Below are 19673 nucleotides of genomic sequence, written 5' to 3' on the forward strand. Positions count from 1 at the left end.
GAGGACCACAATGCGAATTAAGAAAATTCACGTTCAGAACTACCGCTCGATCATCGACAGCGAAGAGTTCGAAATCGATAAGAACAAAACGATTCTGGTCGGCCCCAACGAAGCAGGCAAGACTGCGCTTTTGCAAGCGATTCAGCACCTAAATCCGCCCAGCGGGGTGAAACCCCTCAGTGCGCTGCGAGACTATCCGCGCTCCCGCTACAGCAAAATAACGACGGGTGAGGTTGATCCAGCAAAGACCAAAGTGGTGGAAGCGGAGTTCGAACTTGACGACGACGAGCGCGCACTGCTTCCCGACAACTTGAAGGATGCTACCTACGTCCTTTGGCGGAACCTGGATAATTCTACGGGCAACCGCCTCTTGGGAGTGCCAGACACGGCAAAATACTCCGACATTGAGAAGGACTTGCTCCGCCTTGCTGCCCACGTTGACAGCCGGCATTCGCCTTCCGAAGGTGCTGCCGAAAGCAAGCCGTCCGACAAGCTCAAGGCCGCGACGGCGGGCTGGTACACTTGGAACATGATTGAAGGGGACAAAGCCGAGGCACTATCGCAATGGCTTGAAGCGGTGCTGCCTCTCATTGACGAAGACAACGAGAAAGAGGAGGCTCGCTACGACAGCCTCAAAGCCGCAATCGGTATTGGCGATGCCCGCAACGCGGCGGTTAAGGCGCTTCGGAAGCGCGTTCCCGTATTCGTCCTGTTCAGCAACTATTTCCGCGTCCGTCCGCTGATCCACCTCAAGCAACTGGCAGCGAGGATCGCGAACAGCACTTTGGACGAAGAGCGGTTTGACTACGGAAATTTCTGTCTTCTGAACCTGCTCGGGTTCACTGCCGCCGAGCTCTCCGAAATGGGGACCGCCCCCGATCCCGACGCCAACAATCCTGATGCAATGGAAACCTATCGGGAGAAGCTCGATAAGCGGCAATATCAGCTCAACGCCGCCGAAGTCAGCCTCACGCGCGAAATCAGATCTGTCTGGAATCCCGATGAAAGTAAGGGCGAAGCCGCGAAGCTGCGGCTGCGCGCGGACGGCCAATATCTCAAGGTGACGGTTGAAGATGACCTTGGCGTGGAGGTTGAACTCGACCAGCGCTCCGAAGGGTTTCAGTGGCTGGTATCCTTCTTCGTGGTCTTCTTCTCCGAAGCGGAGGGCGACCATAAGAACGCCGTACTCCTTCTCGACGAGCCAGGGATGAGCCTTCATGCCCTGAAACAGCGCGAATTCCGGAAGACGATTTCGCGGCTGGCTGCGGACAACCAGACGATCTATTCGACCCATTCACCGTTCCTTGTCGGCCCAGATGAGCTTGATCTTGTCCGCGTCGTCGAGATGGCAAACAGGGAAACGGGAACCAAGGTTCACACGTCTGTCACCGCGAACGATCCTGCGGCTCTTCTACCTTTGCAGGAAGCCCTTGGATACGACCTCGCCCAAAGTCTCTTCACGCAGAAGCAGAATCTCGTCCTCGAGGGACTGACAGATTACTGGTATGTCGATGCCGTTGCCGCACTTCTGCGGGACTCGGGCGACGTGCATCTTAACGAGAAGATTGCCCTTGTTCCGTCGAACACCGCAGGCAAGGTCGTGTATTTCGCGACGATCCTACACGCACAAGGCCTAAAGGTGCTGGCGCTCTTAGATTCCGACAGTGCAGGCGACCAGGCCGCGAAGCAGGACACGCTTGTCCACACGCTCGGCAACAAGGGCATATTGCGGACGAAAGACTTCCTCGGCAGTCCTGTCAAAGCTGCCGAAGTCGAAGATATGCTCCGCGAAACGCTGATCGCCGTCGCCAAGTCGGACTGCGGCTGGGACATCGCCGCAGTTGCGGCGAAGCAAAAAGACCGCCCGCTCGTCAACATATTCGAAAGCGAGATCAGGGACTTTTCAAAGTACCGCCTTGCCAAGGCTTTCGTTCGCTGGTCACGCGATCATTCTGCTAAAGATTTGACGTCAGATGAGCGCAATCAGTGGAAAAAGCTGATCCAAGCGATCAACTCCGCATTGAAGTAGAGACGGTGTACACCTGTTTGAAACACTTTTGATGACAGCGCGTTAAAAATTCGAGCGGCCGCTTCAGGTGGTTTCTGTGTCAGCCACGCGTGGCCGCACAAGTCTACTTCTCGCCCACTCTGCGGACCACTCCGCCCTCAGCAACATCCAAATTTCGACGTCAAAGCCCTGCGAACCTGATACATATTACCGATGGAGATGTTCTGCTATTGTGCGCCGTTGCTTTTAACTATACCTGCTTAACATTCATTCGACATCAACGAGCGCAACATGCCCCAACCAGGCGTCTGGTACAAAAGTGGCTACACTCGCGACCCGCTATGTGTCAATCGGCACGCAACTTTGACCCCCTTTCGGCGCCCAATAATGACCCCGCTTGGTCAGCACGGGTAGCTGGCCCGATGCGGTGTAGCCTCCATACAGCGCAACCGGATCGGGCCAGCGGCGTCTCGGTCATTCCCGCGTCTTGAAGCGCCAGCTCTCGTTGCCGGTCTCGACGATGTCACAGTGATGGGTCAGTCGGTCGAGGAGCGCCGTTGTCATCTTCGCGTCTCCGAAGACGGTCGGCCATTCGCCGAAGTCGAGGTTCGTCGTCACGATGATCGAGGTGCGTTCGTAAAGGCGACTGATGAGGTGGAACAGGAGCTGGCCACCCGTCTGGGCGAACGGCAGATATCCCAACTCGTCGAGGATCAGGAAGTCGAGGCGGCACAGGAGATCCGCAGTGCGTCCCTGTCGGTCGGCGCGGGCTTCGGCGTCCAGCTTGTTCACCAGGTCCACGACGTTGAAGAAGCGGCCGCGCTTGCCACGGCGGATGCAGGCCCGGGCGATGCTGACGGCAAGGTGGGATTTGCCGGTCCCGGTGCCGCCGATGAGGACGACGTTACGCTGATGCTCGAGGAACTCTCCGGAGGCCAGATCGCGCACCAGCGTTTCGTTTACGGGCGTGTCTTCGAAGCTGAACTCGTCGACTTCCTTGGCCAAGGGCAGCTTGGCGATGGTCATCTGGTATTTGATCGAGCGAGCTTGTTTCTCGCTGATCTCGGCGTTCAGCAGGTCGCCCACGATTTGCTGCGGTTCGTGCTGTCGCTTCACCGCCGTGGCGATGATCTCATCGTAGGCGGCCTTCATGCCGTAGAGCTTCAACTGGCCCATCGCGTCCAGCACCTGTGATCTTTCCATGGCGGGGTCTCCTGAGGCTGTCGTAGCGTTTGCAGTCGGCCACGGGCTCGCAGGTCAGGCGCAACGCGTCCGGCGTGGCGATGGTCAACGGAGGTGGTGGCTCGCGATGTCGGGCCAGGATGTTCAGAACGACCGATGCCGCCGGGGCGCCTTCGGTCAGGGCCTCGACGCAGGCAGCCTCGACGGCTTCCAGTCCATCCGTTGGGATCATGCTCAGGATCTGGACCATCTGACGGTCACCGTTCGGCACGCGCCCCAGCTTACGCTGGACGCGTCGTATCGCCGGCGGCAGTTCCCATTCCTTGAAGGGAGCGCCGTTTCGAAGGGCGCCGGGCTTGCGGGCCAGCACCGGGATGTAGTGCAGCGGGTCATAGATGGCCTTGTCGCGCCCGAAGGCGCGGTCGTGCCGGCCGACGATCTTGCCGTCCTGCCAGACCTCGACCCGCTCGGCATAGGCGCGGATCTCGACCGGACGGCCGACGGCGCGACCATCGACCGAGTAGCGGTTCTTGTCGAACCTAACGAGGCAGGTCTTGGACACCGAGGCCGGCACGGCATGGAATCCGTCGAAAGGGCCGACGTAGGGCACCAGGCTCGCCCGCTCATCCTGGAACACGTCCCAGATTGTCCGATCACGCAATTCCTGGTGCGGATGGGCCTTGGCCCAGGCAATACAGCGATCCTGAAGCCAGGCGTTGAGTTCCGCGTAGCTCTTGAAGCGCGGCCGCGGCACGAAGAACCGCCGCCGGACAACGCCAACCTGGTTCTCTACTTGTCCCTTCTCCCAGCCGGACGCGGGGGTGCAGGCGACGGGATCGACAAGGTAGTGTCCGCACATCTGCTGGAACCGGCGATTATACGCGCGGTCGCGGCCGACGAAGATCGTGTCCACCGCCGTCTTCATGTTGTCGTAGATCCCACGCGCACAGGCGCCGCCGAAGAAGGCAAAGGCCTTGTCATGGGCATCGAACACCATTTCCTGCGTCTCTCGCGGGTAGGCCCGGACGAACAGCATCCGGCTATGACAAAGCCGGACGTGAGCCACCTTCACCGTGGTGGTCACGCCGTCGATCAGAACGACCTCGTGACTCCAGTCGAACTGGTAGGCTTCACCCGGATCGAAGCTCAGTGGCACATAGGCGGCGGCTGACGCTTCCTGCTCCGCCTGCGACCACGAAGCCGCATAGCGTCGGACCGCGTCGTAGCCGCCGTCATATCCGAGGGCCCTGAGCTCTTCGAAAATCCGGATGCGGGTCAGCCGCTCGCGCTTCGGCTTGCGCGCATTCGCCGCCAGCATCTCGTCGAGCTTGCCTTTCCAGGGACCGATCTTCGGCTGCGGTTGGACGGTTCGCTCGTAAGTCATCTCCGTTGCGCCGGACCGGATCACCTTCCGAACCGTGTTCCGCGATACCCGCAGCTCTCGGCAGATATGCTTGATCGACTTCTTGTCCTGGAAATACGCCCGGCGGATCTTCGCAATCGTCTCCACAACCAGCATCCCACACTGTGCCCCCCGATAGCCTCGGAGGCATCATGACCATCAGCGTAAGGGGGTCATTTTTGGAAGCCGATTACCCCGTTACGGGGTCAATTTTGCACGCCGGTTCACACCCGGAGAGATGCAGCGTGCCTTCCGACAGCTGGGCTCATTGAAGTCAGCCCGGCAATAGATGCGCGCATGACCCCCAATTAACCTTGCAAATCGGGAATTGATCTCCATAATTGCAAGGATGTTGATCGAGCGCCGTATCACCGCAACCGTAAAGTCCCTGCTGGACGACAGCCCCGCCGTTGCCTTGCTGGGGCCGCGCCAGGTGGGCAAGACCACGCTGGCGCAGGAGCTGGGGGAAGAGCGGCCATCGCTCTATCTCGATCTCGAATCCAGCGCCGACCGGGCCAGACTCTCGGACCCCGAACTCTACCTTTTGGCGCATGAGGACAAGCTGGTCATCCTCGACGAGGTCCAGCGCATGCCGGACCTGTTCCAGAACCTGCGCGGCCTGATCGACCGGGGGCGGCGCAAGGGGCTGCGGGCGGGGCGCTTCCTGCTGCTCGGCTCGGCCTCCATCGACCTGCTGCGGCAGTCGGGCGAGACGCTGGCGGGGCGGATCGCCTATGCCGAACTCGCCCCCCTCGATGCGCTGGAGGTTCCTGCCGCCGACCTGGACCGGCTCTGGCTGCGCGGCGGCTTTCCCGACAGCTTCCTCGCCCGCGACGATCAGGCCAGCCTGCGCTGGCGGCGCGACTTCATCCGCACCTATCTGGAGCGCGACATTCCCGCGCTCGGCCCCCGCATCGCCGCCGAGACGCTGCGTCGCTTCTGGACCATGCTGGCGCACCGGCAATCCGGCCTGTCGAACGCCGCCGAGCTGGCCCGCGCGCTCGGGGTCGATGCCAAGACCGTCGCCTCCTATCTCGACCTGCTGGTCGATCTGATGCTGGTGCGCCGGTTGGAGCCCTGGCACGCGAATATCGGCAAGCGGCTGGTGAAATCCCCCCGCATCTATGTGCGCGACACCGGCATCCTGCACGCCCTGCTGGGACTGACGACGCTGGACGACGTTCTCGGCCACCCCGTTGCGGGGGCGAGCTGGGAAGGTCTGGTCATCGAGTCAGCCCATGCCCTGATGCCGGAGGGAACGCAGGCGCAGTTCTACCGCAGCGGCGCGGGGGCCGAGGTCGATCTGGTGCTGACCCTGCCGGGCGGCGCGGTCTGGGCCGTCGAGATCAAGCGCAATCTGGCGCCGAAGGTCGAGCGCGGCTTTCACTCGGCCTGCGAAGACCTGCAACCCGCGCGGCGGATCGTGGTCTATCCGGGGGACGAGGCTTTCCCGCTGCCGAACGGCATTGAGATCATGCCGCTGCATCAGTTCGGGCAGGATCTGCTGGCGCTTCATCCGTAAGCAATACGGCCGCCCATCGGGCGGCGTCGGGGATCGATCTTCTTTCTGGGCGGAGGAAGCTGGGTACCGGGGCGCAGCATCTGGTCCGACATTTTGCGGGTGGTGCTTTGCACCGGGCCCCGCAAAATAATAGTCGGTCACTAATATTTGGCGAAATCGCGAAAAGTAGGCCACTCTGGGCCACGGCCTGCAGCCGTTAGCTGAGCAGGGCTTGCAGCAATCAGATGCCGCCGCACAGGTCGTCCATGAAGGCCTTTTCGTCGGCCATGCGCCGGAAGCCGTCGGCCCTGACCCGCGCCTGAAGCGTTGCAATCGGCCCGCCGGAACCCGGCACCGGTTCGCTCGCGGCCAAGCTGTCGTAAAACCCGCGCTCTTCCGGCCCCATCGCGCCCAGATCGTCGTCCGTCGCCAGTGCGTAGAGCCGGCGGCAGGCGCTGACGTCAAGCCGCGTTGCCTTGGTTCTGCCGGCCGCAAGCCGCGCCAGGACCGGATAATCGCTGAGCAGATAAGTCATCACCAAGCTCTCCACGCCCAAGGGGCGCATATGCCAATATTGCAATTTTACCCTTCGAGCATCGTGCCATCGCACAGACCCATGCTGGTCACAAATGCCGCTCGACGTCCTGTGCACCGTGCAGGATGCGGACGATTTCCAGCGTGTCGCCCAGATCCCGGAAGAAGATGACATGCGATCCGCTCAGGCATTTCAGATAGCCAGGCCGAACGTCAACCGGCCTGCCGCGCCCTTGCCCCGATGCCAGCGCGTGGCAGGTGTCGCGCAGTTCCTGCACATAGCGCCGGGCTTGCGCGAGGCCCCATTCGCCCTCCGTATAGTCCCAGATTGCCTCCAGATCGACCGTTGCCGCGACGGTGAAGGCCAGCGCCTTCATGCGTTGCGACCGGCCATCTTGCGGGCAATGAACCGGTCGAGGTCGAAGCCCTCCGCCCGGCCGGATTCCTCTCCGGCGATCAGGGCGTCCTGAAGGGCCTTTACCTTGGCCTCGTGCTCCTCCAGGAGCCGCAGCCCTGCCCGCACCACGTCGCTGGCCGAGCCATAGCGGCCGCCCTTCACCTGCGCGTCGATGAAGCTGACGAAGTGATCGCCGAGCGAAACCGATGTGTTGCGGGACATGCGGGCCTCCTGTGCGTCGATACCGGATATTACCAAGAAATCGTATCGGACGCAATTGCCGGCTCTTGGCGGGCGGATGGGCATATTGGCATAGGCGCATGCTGTCATATGCCCCTCTGCGATGAAGCGTCTGGTCGAGAGCCGCGCGAATTCGTCAGCGCCTGCACCGCCCGCGCCTGATCCAGCCGCGTCTTTGCCTCGCCGGTGAAGGACTGCCATGCCGGCGAGGCTTCGATGACCCCGGCGAGGGTCGAGGCCGTGTAGGTCGTGTCGAACGCCTGCCTCGCCCCATGAGCCGCATAGGCCACGGTTTCCGGCCATTTCAGCCAGCGCGGGCTGGCCCCGGCAAGGCGATTGACCCAACCCGCGATCCCGCGCAGGAAGCCGGAGAGCCCTCCGAGCAACCCCGGTCCTGCCGGCGGCTGGCGCAGGGCTTCCAACCCGTCGCTGAGCACCGGCGCCAGCGCGAGGGACATCTCGCGGTTGCGATCCGCGTCGTGGCTCGTCCAGCTGCCCATCTGTCCGGGGGTCTCCAGCCGCTCAATCAGCACCGGGTCAGGATCGACCTGCCGGATGGCGGCGATCAGCCCGCCGGTCGCAATGGCATGTACCGCCTCGGCCTCCTGAAGCCGCCTGGCGACCGTGTCCTGCATGACCGCATCGCGGCGGCGCTCTTCCTCGTCGGCAAGGCGACGGGCTTCTGCGGCGCGCAAGATGGCAATCTCTGCCTCCTTCTGCGCCTGCAGCCGCTCCTGCTCGGCCTTCCACGCAGTCCGGTCCAGACGGCGGCGGCGCGGCCCCGTGCGGGCTTGACCATGCTTCGCGCCGACCTCGGCGTGATAGCGGTCCTGCCAGCCGCGCATCGCCTGCTTGTAGCTGCGAGACGGCGAGCCGGACCAGCCGTGATCCATGTGCCGGTCCTGCTCGCGATGACCTTCATGGCAGCGCTTGGCGTCGATGCGCATATTGTCATCTGCACATATGGGTACGGCCAGCACATGCACATGCGGGTGGGCTTCATCGAGATGCTCGACGATGCTGAGCACCTCGGCCCCGTTACGCGCGGCATCGGCCCTGGCGAAGGCGATCACGTCCCTGCGCCAGCGCAGGTAATCGGCCTCATCCATATCCTCGACCAGATCGGGAAAGCTGAAGACGCTGCCGATCATCACGTGGGTGTCGCTGCGGATGCCCCGCAAGGCGTCCTTTCGATCCGGCTGCTCCTTGCGCAGCTGACGCAAAAGCCTGTTCTGTTCGGTGATGCGCTGCTCGATCACCGCGACCACCTCCGAAGGCCGGATGCCTTCGAGGATGGTGGGCGACTGCGGGTTCTCGACATGCGGGCAGGCCCCTTCCAGCCGCTCGGCCTCATCCGCGATCTCCCGGACCGACCGGCTCTTGCTGTTGCCCTTGCGCGAATAGGTCTGCTTGTGCGCAAAGATCGACTTCCCGGCGCGGTCAGGCATGGCCGGTCTCTCGGCAGAAGGCCGTCAGCTCGCCCAGCAGCGCATCGACCACCGCACCCTGCCGCGTCTCTTTCCGCACCATGCCGACAAAGGCCGCAGCAGCATCCCTGACCCGGAAATCATCGTGGCGGCAGGCATTCCGATCCGCGATCAGCAGGCAGAGCGCCGTCCGGGCCTCGCCCAGAACCTCGCAGCTGTGTCGCCATTCCCGCATGGAGATGCCGATGTTCATCGCAAGGTCGCGCGCCGCCATCACGAAACATCGCTCATCCGGGGCACGGCCGGACCCGAGACCGGCAGTATAGAACGCAAGATATTCCCGGAAACGCTCCGATGCCAGCAGCCAGACCTGCGCCGGCGTAGTACGGATCGGCTGCCGCGCTGTCCTGTTCTCAGCCCTACAGGTTTTATCGATCTGATCAGGATTGGTATTGGGTAGGGTGGAAATGTCGCACTGGTGGGACATTTCACCCCCACCGGCGTCGGCCGAAAAATCGGCTAGTACCGCCTCCAGTGCCGCCGCGACCTGCCTGAGCCGCTGAAAGCTCTGGATCGTGGACGGGCGATGGTTCGGGAGGACGGCATCGGCGGCAACCGTGGCCTCATCACAGCCAAGCCCACGGATGCGCTCGAACAGCTTGTTGATCTGCTTGCGCAGGGCCTTGGCCTCGACCTGCTCCTGTATGGCCCGCTGCGCCAGCGCCTGGATTTCTCGTGCGCGCTCGATCAATGGGGCTAGGTTGATGCCGAACTCGTGCCGGATCACGCCGTGAAGCCGATGACCGCTGCGGCGGCTGCGATTGGTGCTGGACTTGTGGATCAGCCCTCGCTCGATTAGCTCGACTTCGATCCGGGTGATCTGCCGTCGCTCCACGCCAAGCGAGGCGGCGATTTCCGTGACGGAAGCCCAGAAGGCGCAGATTCGGTCCTTGGCAAAGTCGCCATCCGTGGTGAGCCCGATGGCATGGCGCAGATAGCCCACGGCACCCTTGCTGAGCCCGAGCGGCCGGCGCGCGGTTTCGACCAGACGCAACAACTGCCAGCGGGTCAGATCAGCCGGCAAGCCGGCATGCGTGAGGTGCTGCGTCATGTCCGCACCGCCGACTTTTTATACGCATTATTTTTTGCGATTGATCGGCAGGCGGTGTCCGGGGTAGTCTGTCCAGGAAAGTTGAGTGCTTTCACATGAGCTTGACCCCCGGTCTCGGTTGCCGCCGAGCCGGGGTTTTCCTTTCTTCGCCATATGGGAGCTGTCAGCGGGTGCTGTACGGGATTTGTACCGGCGTTCCCGGTAAGTTCCGCGCAAACCGGCGCAAGATCACGCAGGAAACTGCGCGATTCGGCCGGTGGATCCTCGCAAGGCCCTGTTATACATAGAAAAAATGGTGACCCCGGCAGGATTTGAACCTGCAACCTGCCCCTTAGGAGGGGGCTGCTCTATCCAGTTGAGCCACGGGGCCGTTCTGGCCTCTTTTGCCCTCTGATCAGGAAAATGGCAAGCTTGCCGCGACCGGACGGAAACGATAACGATAACATGATTGCGTCCCGGTAGTTGCGATGAACACGAAAAGATCCCGCCGCCCCCTGACATTGCGCGATGTGTCCGAAGCCTCGGGCGTGTCGGAAATGACCGTCAGCCGCGTGCTGCGCAACCGCGGCGACGTCTCGGCCGCGACGCGCGAGAAGGTGCTGACCGCCGCCCGCACCCTCGGCTATGTCCCGAACAAGATCGCCGGCGGACTGGCCAGCCAGCGCGTGAACCTGGTCGCGGTGGTCATCCCCTCGCTCTCGAACATGGTCTTTCCCGACGTGCTGGGCGGCATCTCGGCCGAGCTCGACGATACCGGGCTGCAGCCGGTGGTGGGGGTGACGAATTACAGCCCCTCGCGCGAGGATGCGGTGCTTTACGACATGCTCAGCTGGCGGCCCTCGGGGGTGATCCTCGCCGGGCTCGAGCACAGCAAGGCCGCGCGGGCCATGCTGGACAATGCCGGACTGCCGGTGGTCGAGATCATGGACGTGGACGGCGCGCCCATCGACACCGCCGTCGGCATCAGCCATCGCCGCGCCGGGGCCGAGATGGCGGACGAGATCCTGGCCGCCGGCTATCGCCGCATCGGCTTCATCGGCACGCACATGCCCGAGGACCATCGCGCCCGCAAGCGGCTGGCCGGTTTCGAGGAACGGCTGGGCGAACATGGCGTGCAGCTGGCGGCGCGGGAATATTACCAGGGCGGCTCGTCGCTGCACAAGGGCCGCGAGCTGACCGAGCGCATCCTGACGCGCGAGCCGGATCTGGATTTCCTGTATTTCTCCAATGACATGATCGGGGCCGGCGGGCTTCTGTGGTGCATGGAAAAGGGCTATGACATCCCCGGCAGGCTGGGGCTGGCGGGCTTCAACGGCGTCGAGTTGCTGGACGGGCTGCCGATGCGGCTGACCACCACGGACGCGCGACGCATCGATATCGGCCGGCGGGCGGCCCGCATCGTCGCCGGCAAGGAGCCGCGCCCCGAGAACGGCATCATCGCCCTGGCCCCGACCATCATGCCGGGCGAAACGATCCGCAAGCATTGACGCCGCGCCGGCGGGCGGCCATGCGCGGGCATTTCTCGAACGGTGAAACAGGCGCCGCAACCAGCCTTCGCGCGCCGGCCTGCGCTTTCTCTGTTGCACAAATACCCATACGGCGGCGACGGTTGCGCGGTCGCATGGGTATTTTCCGGAACGAAGAAGCCGGGCCGGCGGTCAGCCCAGATCGGGGAAGAACAGGCCCTTGGGCGAAGGCGTGAAGATTTCGCAGCCGTCGGCGGTGACGCCGATCGAATGCTCGAACTGGGCCGAGAGCGACTTGTCGCGGGTGACGGCCGTCCAGTCGTCGGCAAGGATCTTGGTCTCGGGGCGGCCCAGGTTCACCATGGGCTCGATGGTGAAGAACATGCCCTCCTCCAGCACCGGACCCTTGCCGGGGCGGCCGAAATGCAGGACGTTCGGCGGCGCGTGGAAGCTGCGGCCCAGGCCGTGGCCGCAGAAGTCGCGCACCACCGACATGCGGTTCGATTCGACATAGGACTGGATCGCCCAGCCGATATCGCCGAAGGTGGCGCCGGGGCGGACGGCCTCGATGCCGCGCATCAGCGCGTCATGGGTGACCTGGATCAGCCGCCGCGCCTTGACGCTGGGCTTGCCCGCCACATACATGCGCGAGCTGTCGCCATACCAGCCGTCCACGATCACCGTCACGTCGATGTTCAGGATGTCGCCCTCGGCCAGGATCTTGTCGCCGGGAATGCCGTGGCAGACGACGTGGTTCACGCTGATGCAGCTGGCATGCTGGTAGCCGCGATAGCCGATCGTGGCGCTGGTGGCGCCCAGTTCCCCGACCCGGTCCCGGATGAAATCGTCAAGCGCGCCGGTGGTGGCGCCGGGCCGCACCAGCGGGCCGACCTCGTCCAGGATCTGCGCCGCGATCAGCCCGGCCGCACGCATGCCCTGGAAGTCCTGCGGCTCGTGGATGCGGATGCCCTCGCGGGTCTGGCGTGCGTCGTTCATGTCGTCCTCGTGATCTCCTGCCTCACAGATAGACCCAAGGCGCCACTTGTTCCAGCCCTGCGCGCCGACCTATACATTTCCCCGAGAGAGCCAGATCGCCAGGAGCAGCGCGCCGATGCAGTCCGACAATCCCACCGCCGCCATTCTCGTCATCGGGGACGAGATCCTGTCCGGCCGCACCCGCGAGGGCAATGCGCATTACCTGTCGCAGGTCCTGAACAGCATCGGCGTCGACCTGCGAGAGATGCGCATCGTCGGCGACGACCACGACCAGATCGTCGCCGCGATCCGGGCGCTGGACGGCTCGCTGGGCGGCGCCTGGGACCTGCTGTTCACCTCGGGCGGCATCGGGCCGACGCATGACGACATCACCGCCGATGCCGTGGCCGCGGCCTTCGGCACCGGCATCGAGATCAACGAGGAAGCCCGGCGCGTCATGGTCGAACGCTGGCAGGCGCGCGGCGTCGAGGTCACCGGCAACCGGCTGCGCATGGCCCGCATCCCGCTGGGGGCGCGGCTGATCCCGAATTCCTATTCCGCCGCGCCGGGTTTCCATATCGGCAACACCTATGTCATGGCCGGCGTGCCCGAGGTGTTCCGCGCCATGGTCGAGGCCGTGGTGCCGGAGCTGCCGACCGGACGGCCCTCGGTCAGCGAGGCGCTGGAGGTGCTGCGCCCGGAATCCGACGTGGCCGACGAGCTGCGGGCGGTGGCCGACGACTTCCCGGACCTGTCGCTGGGCTCCTATCCGTTCCAGCGCGGCCAGCGCTACGGCACCAGCCTGGTGATCCGCGGCCTGGACGGCCAGCGCGTCACCGACGCCATGACCGCCCTGCGCGAAAGGCTTGCGATGTGATTGCCGATCCCGATATCGCCCGCGCCTTCGAGAGCACCTGGCCCGCGGCCGAATATGCCGGGGCGGGCGGCTTTCTGGTCGGACGCGGCCGGGGCGGCGGCGGCCGCGTCAGCTCGGCCCGGGCCGCGCGGCCGGACTGGGACCCGGCCGACATCCCCCGCGCCGAGGCCATCCAGCGCGGCTGGGACGAGCGGCCGATGTTCCGCGTCGCCGACAGCGACGCGGCCCTGGCGCAAGCGCTGGCGGCGCGGGGCTATCGCCACGGCACGCCGACCGCGATCCTGGCCGCCGATTGCGCGGCGCTGACCGCCCGGCCGGTGCCGCCGCTGTCCAGTTTCGAGATCTGGCCGCCGCTCGCCATGCAGCGCGACATCTGGAGCGACGGCAACGTCACCGCCGCCCGGCAGGCGGTGATGGAGCGCGTCGCCCTGCCCAAGACCGCGCTGCTGGGACGGGTGCAGGACCGCGCCGCCGGGGCCGCCTTCGTGGCGCTGGACGGGCCGGTCGCCATGGTCCATGCCATCGAGGTGGTGCCGGCGCTGCGCCGGATGGGCGTGGCGGGCTGGCTGATCCGCATGGCGGCGTCCTGGGCCGAGGCGCAGGGCGCGACCCGCCTGGCGCTGGCGGTCAGCCGCGACAATGCCGGCGCGCTGGCGGTCTATGACCGGCTGGGCTTCGCCGAGCTGGGCGGCTATGGCTATTGGAGCAAGGACTGAGCCGGGCCGCGCGGGGTCTGGCCGCGGCCCCGTTCAGGCCGGTTCCGAGGCCAGCCGGCGCAGCTCTTTCTTGAGCAGTTCCAGCTCGCTGCGCATCAGGCCCAGCTCGGCCAGCAGGTCGGCATCCAGCAGCTCGCCCGCGACCAGCGTCAGGCTGCCCAGATGCAGGGCGCCGGGCTGGGGCGGCTCGCCCTCGTTTCCCTGATCCTCGAGCAGCAGGAAGCTCTGCACCCCGTCCGACAGCCGCTCGGCCGGGATGGCGGCGGCGACGCGCCAGCAGCCTTCGGCCTCGGCGGTGACGCGGGCCTCGGCCACGCGGCTGCCCATATGCACCAGCACCAGCCGGCCCGGCGGGGCGTCGCGATGGATCACGCCCTGCCAGATGCCGCTTTTCAACCCCAGGGATTCAAACTCGTTCATGGGACATTCCTTGGTCAGAACTCGGCCCGCAGATGGCGCGAGAAGAACAGCTCGCGGATCTCGACCGCGTTCATGCGGGGCGATTCGAAGATCAGGTCCAGCCAGATCTTTTCCAGCCGCTTCTCGTTCATCTGGGTATAGGCCAGGTCGAACTCGGCCACCTGCTGGCTGTAATGCCCCGGCTCGAAGCTGTGCAGCTGCAGCGTGACCTCGTCGATATTCGGCCCGTGGCCGATGTTCAGCCGCGCATAGACGTTGATCGCCCGCTCGGCCATGATGCCGGTCTCCAGCCGCAGGATATGGCTGCGGGTCAGGCCCTGCAGCGCGCTGGTCGGCAGATCGATCGACAGCGACAGGAAGCTGCCGGCAAAGCCGAAGACCTCGAGCCTGATGCCGAAGGGCGACAGGTCGGTGGCGCCGGTATTGGCCAGCTGCTCCAGGATCAGCGCGCGTTCGGGACAATCGTGCCAGACCGCCGCGCCGTCGCCCAGCCGGCCGCCATTCTCGGGCCCGGCGACGCCGCGGGGCGAGACCTGGCCGGCCAGGAAGCCCGGCCGCCAGCGCCAGTCGGTGCCGCCCGGCAGGTGCAGCGCGTCCAGCGCCGCGCGCGAGCGCGCCGCGCGGCGGTCGGCCCGGATCAGGAAGCGGTCGAGACTGCCGCGCAGGTCCAGCGCCTCCTCGCGCAGGTGGCGCAGGCGGGCGGGGCCCAGGGTCTCGACCCCCTCGGCCAGTCGGGTCCATTGCCGCAGCGCCCGTTCCCGGGTCTTGCGCTCAAGCCATTTGCGAGGGCGTATTGCCATGCGTCCGCCTGTCACTGATCCATGTAGACATGGGTTTCCGCCGCCGCGCCGGGATGGGTGACGGCGCCGTAGCGGGCCTTGCCGACGAGCTGGGCGTATTTCCACAGCGCGCCCGAAGCATAATCCGTCTTGCGCGGTCCCGGCCATTCCGCGCGGCGCCGCGCCAGTTCCTCGTCGGACAGCGCCACCGAGATCTCGCCCCGGATCGCGTCGATGGTGATGATGTCGCCGTCGCGCAACAGGGCGATGGGGCCGCCATGCGCCGCCTCGGGGCCGACATGGCCGACGCAGAAGCCGCGCGTGGCGCCGGAAAACCGCCCGTCGGTGATCAGCGCCACCTTCTTGCCCATGCCCTGCCCCGACAGCGCCGCCGTGGTCGCCAGCATCTCGCGCATGCCGGGGCCGCCGGCCGGGCCCTCGTTGCGGATGACGATCACGCAGCCCTCGGCATAGTCGCGGCGCATGACCGCCTCGAAGGCGTCCTCCTCGCAGTCGAAGACCCGGGCCGGGCCGGTGAAGACCTGGTCCTCGGGCGCCATGCCCGCGACCTTCACGATGGCGCCGTCGGGGGCGAGGTTGCCGCGCAGCCCGACCACGCCGCCGGTGCGGGACAGCGGCGCCGTCACCGGATGGATGACCTTGCCGTCGGCCTCGCGCGCGATCAGGTCCAGCTCCTCGCCCATGCTGCGGCCCGAGGCGGTCAGGCAATCCTCGTGGATCAGCCCGGCCTTGCGCAGCTCGCGCAGCACCACGGGGACGCCGCCCGCGTCGAACAGGTCCTTGGCGACGTAATCGCCGCCGGGGCGCAGGTTCACGAAATAGGGCGTGTCGCGGAAGATGTCGCAGACGTCGAACAGGTCGAATTCGATCCCGGCCTCATGCGCGATGGCCGGCAGGTGCAGCCCGGCATTGGTCGAGCCGCCGGTGCAGGCCACCACCCGCGCCGCGTTCTCAAGCGCCTTGCGCGTCACCACGTCGCGGGCGCGGATGTTCTTCTCGATCAGCGCCATCACCGCCTCGCCCGAGGCCAGCCCGTACTGGTCGCGCGATTCGTAGGGCGCCGGCGCGCCCGAACTGTTCAGCAGCGCCAGCCCGATCGCCTCGCTGACGCAGGCCATGGTGTTGGCGGTATACTGCCCGCCGCAGGCCCCGGCCGAAGGGCAGGCGACGCGCTCCAGCAGCTCCAGCTCGGCATCGGGCAGATTGCCGGCGGCGTGCTGGCCCACCGCCTCGAACACGTCCTGCACCACCACGTCGCGGTCGTGGAAACGCCCGGGCAGGATCGAGCCGCCATAGATGAAGACGCTGGGCACGTTCAGCCGCACCATGGCCATCATCATGCCCGGCAGCGACTTGTCGCAGCCGGCCAGCCCCACCAGCGCGTCGTAGCAATGGCCGCGCATGGTCAGCTCGACCGTGTCGGCGATGGCGTCGCGGCTGGCGAGGCTGGCGCGCATCCCCTCATGCCCCATGGCGATGCCGTCGGTGACGGTGATGGTGGTGAATTCGCGCGGGCAGCCACCGCCCTTCTTGACGCCCTGCTTGACCGATTGCGCCTGCCGGTTCAGGGCGATGTTGCAGGGCGCCGCCTCGTTCCAGCAGGTGGCGACGCCGACCCAGGGGGAATGGATCTCCTCCTCGGTGATGCCCATGGCATAGAAGAAGCTGCGCTGCGGCGCGCGGGACGGCCCTTCGGTGACATGGCGGCTCGGCAGGGACGACTTGTCGAAGCGGGTGTTTTTCATGGCGGCATCCTCTGGCTGGATTCTGGATAGGCCCAGCCTGCCGCCGGGGCAAGAGGCTCTGGCCCGCGAGGCCGGCGGCGCGGCCGTCAGCCCGCCGCCGCGTCCAGCCGCGCGGCCATGATCAGGTCGTTCCGCGTCACGCCGCCCGCCGAATGGGTGGAATAGGTGACGCTGGCGAAGCCCCAGCCGAAGGCGATGTCGGGATGGTGATTGGCCGCCTCGGCCTGCCAGGCGGCCAGGTTGGCCAGCTGCGCGGCACGCTTGAAGCTCTTGAAGCGCCATTCGCGGCGGATCGCCTTGCCGTCCTCGGCCAGCCGCCATTCCGGCAGGCCGGCCAAGGCCGCGCGCAACTCGTCCCCGGCCAGCGCCGGCGCACCGTCCACGATCTTTTCCTTGTCCAGTCCGGTCATCGTCTCCTCCGTCACAGGATCGGCGCCGCCAGCGCCAGAAGATTGTTGCGCAGCCGCCGCCAGACCGACCAGCCGCGGATCTCATCCAGCCTCAGCGGGCGGGCGCGCTCGACATAGCTCTGCTGGCGCTCGTCCAGCCGTTCGGTGACGTCGCCGCCCAGGAACAGCATGTTCATCTCGTAATTCAGCTCGAAGCTGCGGCGGTCCATGTTGGCGCTGCCCAGCATCGCCATGCGCCCGTCGACGCTGATGATCTTGGAATGCAGAAGCCCGTCCCGGAACAGCATAAGCTTCACCCCGGCCGAGACCAGCCCGTAATAGAACCCCTCGGAGGTGGCCTGCACCACCAGCGAATCGTTGCGCTCGGGCAGGATCACCGTCACGTCCACGCCGCGCCGCGCCGCCGTGCGGATCGCCGAATCGAGCGAGGCGTCGGGCACGTAATAGGGCGTGGTGATCACCAGCCGCTCGCGCGCCGCATGGATCATCGTCGCCATGCAGTCCGACAGCGAGCCCTGCCGTTCGTCCGGGCCGGTGGCGACGACCTGCGCCACCTCGCCCGGCGCGGTGACCGGGCGGGTCATGCGCAGCATCTCGCCCAGGTCCTCGCCGGTATAGCTCATCCAGTCCTGCAGGAAGACCGCCTGCATCTGCCGCACCACCGGCCCCTCTATGGCCAGGAACACGTCGATCCAGGGCGCGTAGCGCGGCTTGATGGCGAAGGCCCGGTCCGAGCAGTTGCGGCTGCCGGTAAAGCCCAGCACATGGTCGATCACCACGATCTTGCGGTGGTTGCGCAGGTCCATGCGCTGGAAGAGGCCGCCGATCACCGGGATGCTCAGCGGCAGCGCCTCGACGCATTCCACCCCCGCCGCCTTCATCCGCGCCCAGGATTCCGAACGGCCGAAGGCGCGCGAGCCGAAGGCGTCGATGATCGCCCGCACCTTGACGCCGCGCCCGGCGGCGCGGATCGCCGCCTCGGCCACCGCGCGGCCCGAAGGGTCGTCCAGCCAGATATAGAACAGCATGTGCACATGCTCGGTCGCGCCGTCGATGGCCTCGACCAGCGCGGCGATGGCGCTGTCGTCCTCGGGCAGCAGCGCGGCGCGGTTGCCGGCGACGGCGGCAAAGCCGGTCGTGGCGTGATTCGCCTTGATCACGGGGGCGGCGAAATCGGGCAGGACCTTCAGCTCTTCGGGGCTGGGCTGCCACAGGCCCGACAGGTGCGAGCGCACATTGGCCATGGTCTCGACCTCGGCGCCGCGCATGCGGATCTCGCCGAACAGCACATAGGCCAGGATGCCGACCAGCGGCACCAGTTCGATCACCAGGATCCATGACAGCCGGACCGTCGGCTCCAGTCGCGGACGCAGCAGCACGCGCACCGAAACGGCCAGCGCGGCTGCGTAATGCATGAACACAAGGGCTTCGGTCCACATGCCGCCATGAAAGCCCGGACAGCGCGGAATTGCAATTCGGCACCGCTTTGCATATCTGAGCCCCTGAACAGAGCGCAGGGGCCCGCCGATGAACTGGATCACCAATTATGTCCGTCCGCGCATCAATTCGCTGTTCTCGCGCCGCGAGGTGCCCGAGAACCTGTGGACCAAATGCCCGGAATGCGGGACCATGCTGTTCCACCGCGAACTGTCGGACAACCTGAACGTCTGCACGAATTGCGACCATCACCTGGCGATCTCGCCCCGGCTGCGCTTTGCGGCGCTGTTCGACGGCGGCGTCTTCAACGAGGTGAAGGTGCCCGAGCCGGTCGCCGACCCGCTGGGCTTCCGCGACCAGAAGAAATACCCCGACCGCATGAAGGCGGCGCAGAAATCCACCGGCGAGAAAGAGGCGATGCTGGTCGCCGAGGGCGAAATGGGCCGCACCCCCATCGTCGCCGCCGCGCAGGACTTTTCCTTCATGGGCGGCTCGATGGGCATGTATGTCGGCAACGCCATCATCGCCGCGGCCGAGCGCGCGGTGAAGCTGAAGCGGCCGCTGGTGCTGTTCTCGGCCGCCGGCGGGGCTCGCATGCAGGAAGGCATCCTGTCGCTGATGCAGATGCCGCGCACCACCGTCGCCGTCGAGATGCTGAAAGAGGCGCGGCTGCCCTATATCGTCGTGCTGACCCATCCGACGACCGGCGGCGTCACCGCCAGCTATGCCATGCTGGGCGACATCCAGATTTCCGAGCCGAACGCGCTGATCTGCTTCGCCGGCCCGCGGGTGATCGAACAGACCATCCGCGAAAAGCTGCCCGAGGGCTTCCAGCGCGCCGAATACCTGCTGGAACACGGCATGCTGGACCGGGTGACGCATCGCAAGAAGCTGCGCGAGGAACTGATCTCGATCCTGCGCATGCTGGGCGGCTTGCCCGCGCCGGTGGTGGGCGATCTGCCCGCGCCTGGCAACATCGCCCCGCCGCGCGCCGAAGCCGCCGCCGACAGCGCCTCCGCCTGAGC

At 65.9% G+C, this 19673-nt stretch carries 19 protein-coding genes and 1 tRNA gene; 6 read left to right on the forward strand and 14 right to left on the reverse strand.

The features are described 5' to 3' along the window. Nucleotides 1–10 precede the first annotated feature (10 nt). Nucleotides 11–2029, forward strand: coding sequence for an AAA family ATPase (locus tag LOS78_RS15290; RefSeq protein ID WP_230377384.1), 2019 nt, complete (start codon nt 11–13; stop codon nt 2027–2029). Nucleotides 2030–2482: 453 nt separating this feature from the next. Here the strand turns inward: LOS78_RS15290 and istB are convergent, their stop codons facing one another. Both istB and istA read right to left on the reverse strand, forming a co-directional pair. After that, the gene (gene istB / locus LOS78_RS15295) at nt 2483–3211 is read right to left on the reverse strand and encodes an IS21-like element ISPkr1 family helper ATPase IstB (protein WP_024843951.1); all 729 of its coding nucleotides are present in this window, start codon (nt 3209–3211) and stop codon (nt 2483–2485) included. Next, complete coding sequence (gene istA, locus LOS78_RS15300) at nt 3141–4709, reverse strand: IS21 family transposase (RefSeq protein WP_028717560.1); 1569 nt, start codon at nt 4707–4709, stop codon at nt 3141–3143. Before istA ends, istB begins: the two co-directional genes overlap by 71 nt. 232 nt (nt 4710–4941) lie before the next feature. Here istA and LOS78_RS15305 point away from each other — a divergent pair, with 232 nt between their 5' ends. Beyond that, nucleotides 4942–6114 (forward strand): ATP-binding protein, encoded by a 1173-nt coding sequence (locus tag LOS78_RS15305; protein WP_230377385.1) that lies wholly within the window; start codon nt 4942–4944, stop codon nt 6112–6114. Nucleotides 6115–6334: 220 nt separating this feature from the next. On the opposite strand, the gene LOS78_RS15310 is transcribed toward LOS78_RS15305, so the two are convergent. The 6 genes from LOS78_RS15310 to LOS78_RS15335 all read right to left on the reverse strand — a co-directional run bounded on the left by LOS78_RS15310 (nt 6335) and on the right by LOS78_RS15335 (nt 10172). Continuing rightward, the gene (locus LOS78_RS15310) at nt 6335–6628 is read right to left on the reverse strand and encodes a hypothetical protein (RefSeq protein ID WP_230377386.1); all 294 of its coding nucleotides are present in this window, start codon (nt 6626–6628) and stop codon (nt 6335–6337) included. 88 nt (nt 6629–6716) lie between these two features. Continuing rightward, on the reverse strand, nt 6717–7004 hold the full coding sequence (locus LOS78_RS15315; protein ID WP_152366699.1) for a type II toxin-antitoxin system RelE/ParE family toxin: 288 nt from the start codon (nt 7002–7004) through the stop codon (nt 6717–6719). Then, the gene (locus LOS78_RS15320) at nt 7001–7246 is read right to left on the reverse strand and encodes a type II toxin-antitoxin system ParD family antitoxin (protein WP_230377387.1); all 246 of its coding nucleotides are present in this window, start codon (nt 7244–7246) and stop codon (nt 7001–7003) included. Before LOS78_RS15320 ends, LOS78_RS15315 begins: the two co-directional genes overlap by 4 nt. 104 nt (nt 7247–7350) lie before the next feature. After that, nucleotides 7351–8712, reverse strand: a complete 1362-nt coding sequence (locus LOS78_RS15325; RefSeq protein ID WP_230377388.1) for a plasmid recombination protein — start codon at nt 8710–8712, stop codon at nt 7351–7353. Continuing rightward, a complete protein-coding gene (locus LOS78_RS15330) occupies nt 8705–9802 on the reverse strand; it encodes a helix-turn-helix domain-containing protein (RefSeq protein ID WP_230377389.1) in 1098 nt (365 codons plus the stop codon). The genes LOS78_RS15325 and LOS78_RS15330 overlap by 8 nt, the downstream gene beginning before the upstream one ends. A 293-nt stretch (nt 9803–10095) precedes the next feature. Next, a tRNA-Arg gene (locus LOS78_RS15335) sits at nt 10096–10172 on the reverse strand. A 97-nt stretch (nt 10173–10269) separates the two neighbouring features. On the opposite strand from LOS78_RS15335, the gene LOS78_RS15340 reads away from it, so the two are divergent. Continuing rightward, nucleotides 10270–11289, forward strand: a complete 1020-nt coding sequence (locus LOS78_RS15340) for a LacI family DNA-binding transcriptional regulator (protein WP_230377390.1) — start codon at nt 10270–10272, stop codon at nt 11287–11289. A gap of 171 nt (nt 11290–11460) precedes the next feature. Here LOS78_RS15340 and map read toward each other — a convergent pair whose 3' ends face one another. Then, entirely contained in the window at nt 11461–12264 is an 804-nt protein-coding gene (map, locus tag LOS78_RS15345) for a type I methionyl aminopeptidase (RefSeq protein WP_028713312.1), read from the reverse strand. Between the two features lie 115 nt (nt 12265–12379). On the opposite strand from map, the gene LOS78_RS15350 reads away from it, so the two are divergent. Both LOS78_RS15350 and LOS78_RS15355 read left to right on the forward strand, forming a co-directional pair. Next, nucleotides 12380–13120 (forward strand): molybdopterin-binding protein, encoded by a 741-nt coding sequence (locus tag LOS78_RS15350; protein ID WP_230378530.1) that lies wholly within the window; start codon nt 12380–12382, stop codon nt 13118–13120. After that, entirely contained in the window at nt 13117–13836 is a 720-nt protein-coding gene (locus LOS78_RS15355) for a GNAT family N-acetyltransferase (RefSeq protein WP_028713310.1), read from the forward strand. The genes LOS78_RS15350 and LOS78_RS15355 overlap by 4 nt, the downstream gene beginning before the upstream one ends. A 33-nt stretch (nt 13837–13869) precedes the next feature. On the opposite strand, the gene LOS78_RS15360 is transcribed toward LOS78_RS15355, so the two are convergent. From LOS78_RS15360 to cls, 5 genes are all read right to left on the reverse strand, one after another. Further along, nucleotides 13870–14256: a hypothetical protein gene (locus tag LOS78_RS15360; protein ID WP_028716853.1), complete on the reverse strand. Its 387-nt coding sequence runs from the start codon at nt 14254–14256 to the stop codon at nt 13870–13872. A 14-nt stretch (nt 14257–14270) separates the two neighbouring features. Next, nucleotides 14271–15056: a DUF6478 family protein gene (locus LOS78_RS15365; protein WP_028713308.1), complete on the reverse strand. Its 786-nt coding sequence runs from the start codon at nt 15054–15056 to the stop codon at nt 14271–14273. 11 nt (nt 15057–15067) lie between these two features. Beyond that, a complete protein-coding gene (gene ilvD, locus LOS78_RS15370; protein WP_028713307.1) occupies nt 15068–16801 on the reverse strand; it encodes a dihydroxy-acid dehydratase in 1734 nt (577 codons plus the stop codon). An 86-nt stretch (nt 16802–16887) separates the two neighbouring features. Beyond that, nucleotides 16888–17211, reverse strand: a complete 324-nt coding sequence (locus LOS78_RS15375) for a 4a-hydroxytetrahydrobiopterin dehydratase (RefSeq protein ID WP_028713306.1) — start codon at nt 17209–17211, stop codon at nt 16888–16890. Between the two features lie 11 nt (nt 17212–17222). Then, nucleotides 17223–18626: a cardiolipin synthase gene (gene cls, locus LOS78_RS15380; RefSeq protein WP_230377391.1), complete on the reverse strand. Its 1404-nt coding sequence runs from the start codon at nt 18624–18626 to the stop codon at nt 17223–17225. Between the two features lie 112 nt (nt 18627–18738). Between cls and accD the strand changes: the two genes are divergently transcribed. After that, nucleotides 18739–19671, forward strand: a complete 933-nt coding sequence (gene accD, locus LOS78_RS15385) for an acetyl-CoA carboxylase, carboxyltransferase subunit beta (protein ID WP_028713304.1) — start codon at nt 18739–18741, stop codon at nt 19669–19671. The last annotated feature ends 2 nt before the right edge of the window (nt 19672–19673 follow it).

It is taken from the genome of Paracoccus sp. MA, from assembly GCF_020990385.1.
Taxonomy (GTDB): domain Bacteria; phylum Pseudomonadota; class Alphaproteobacteria; order Rhodobacterales; family Rhodobacteraceae; genus Paracoccus.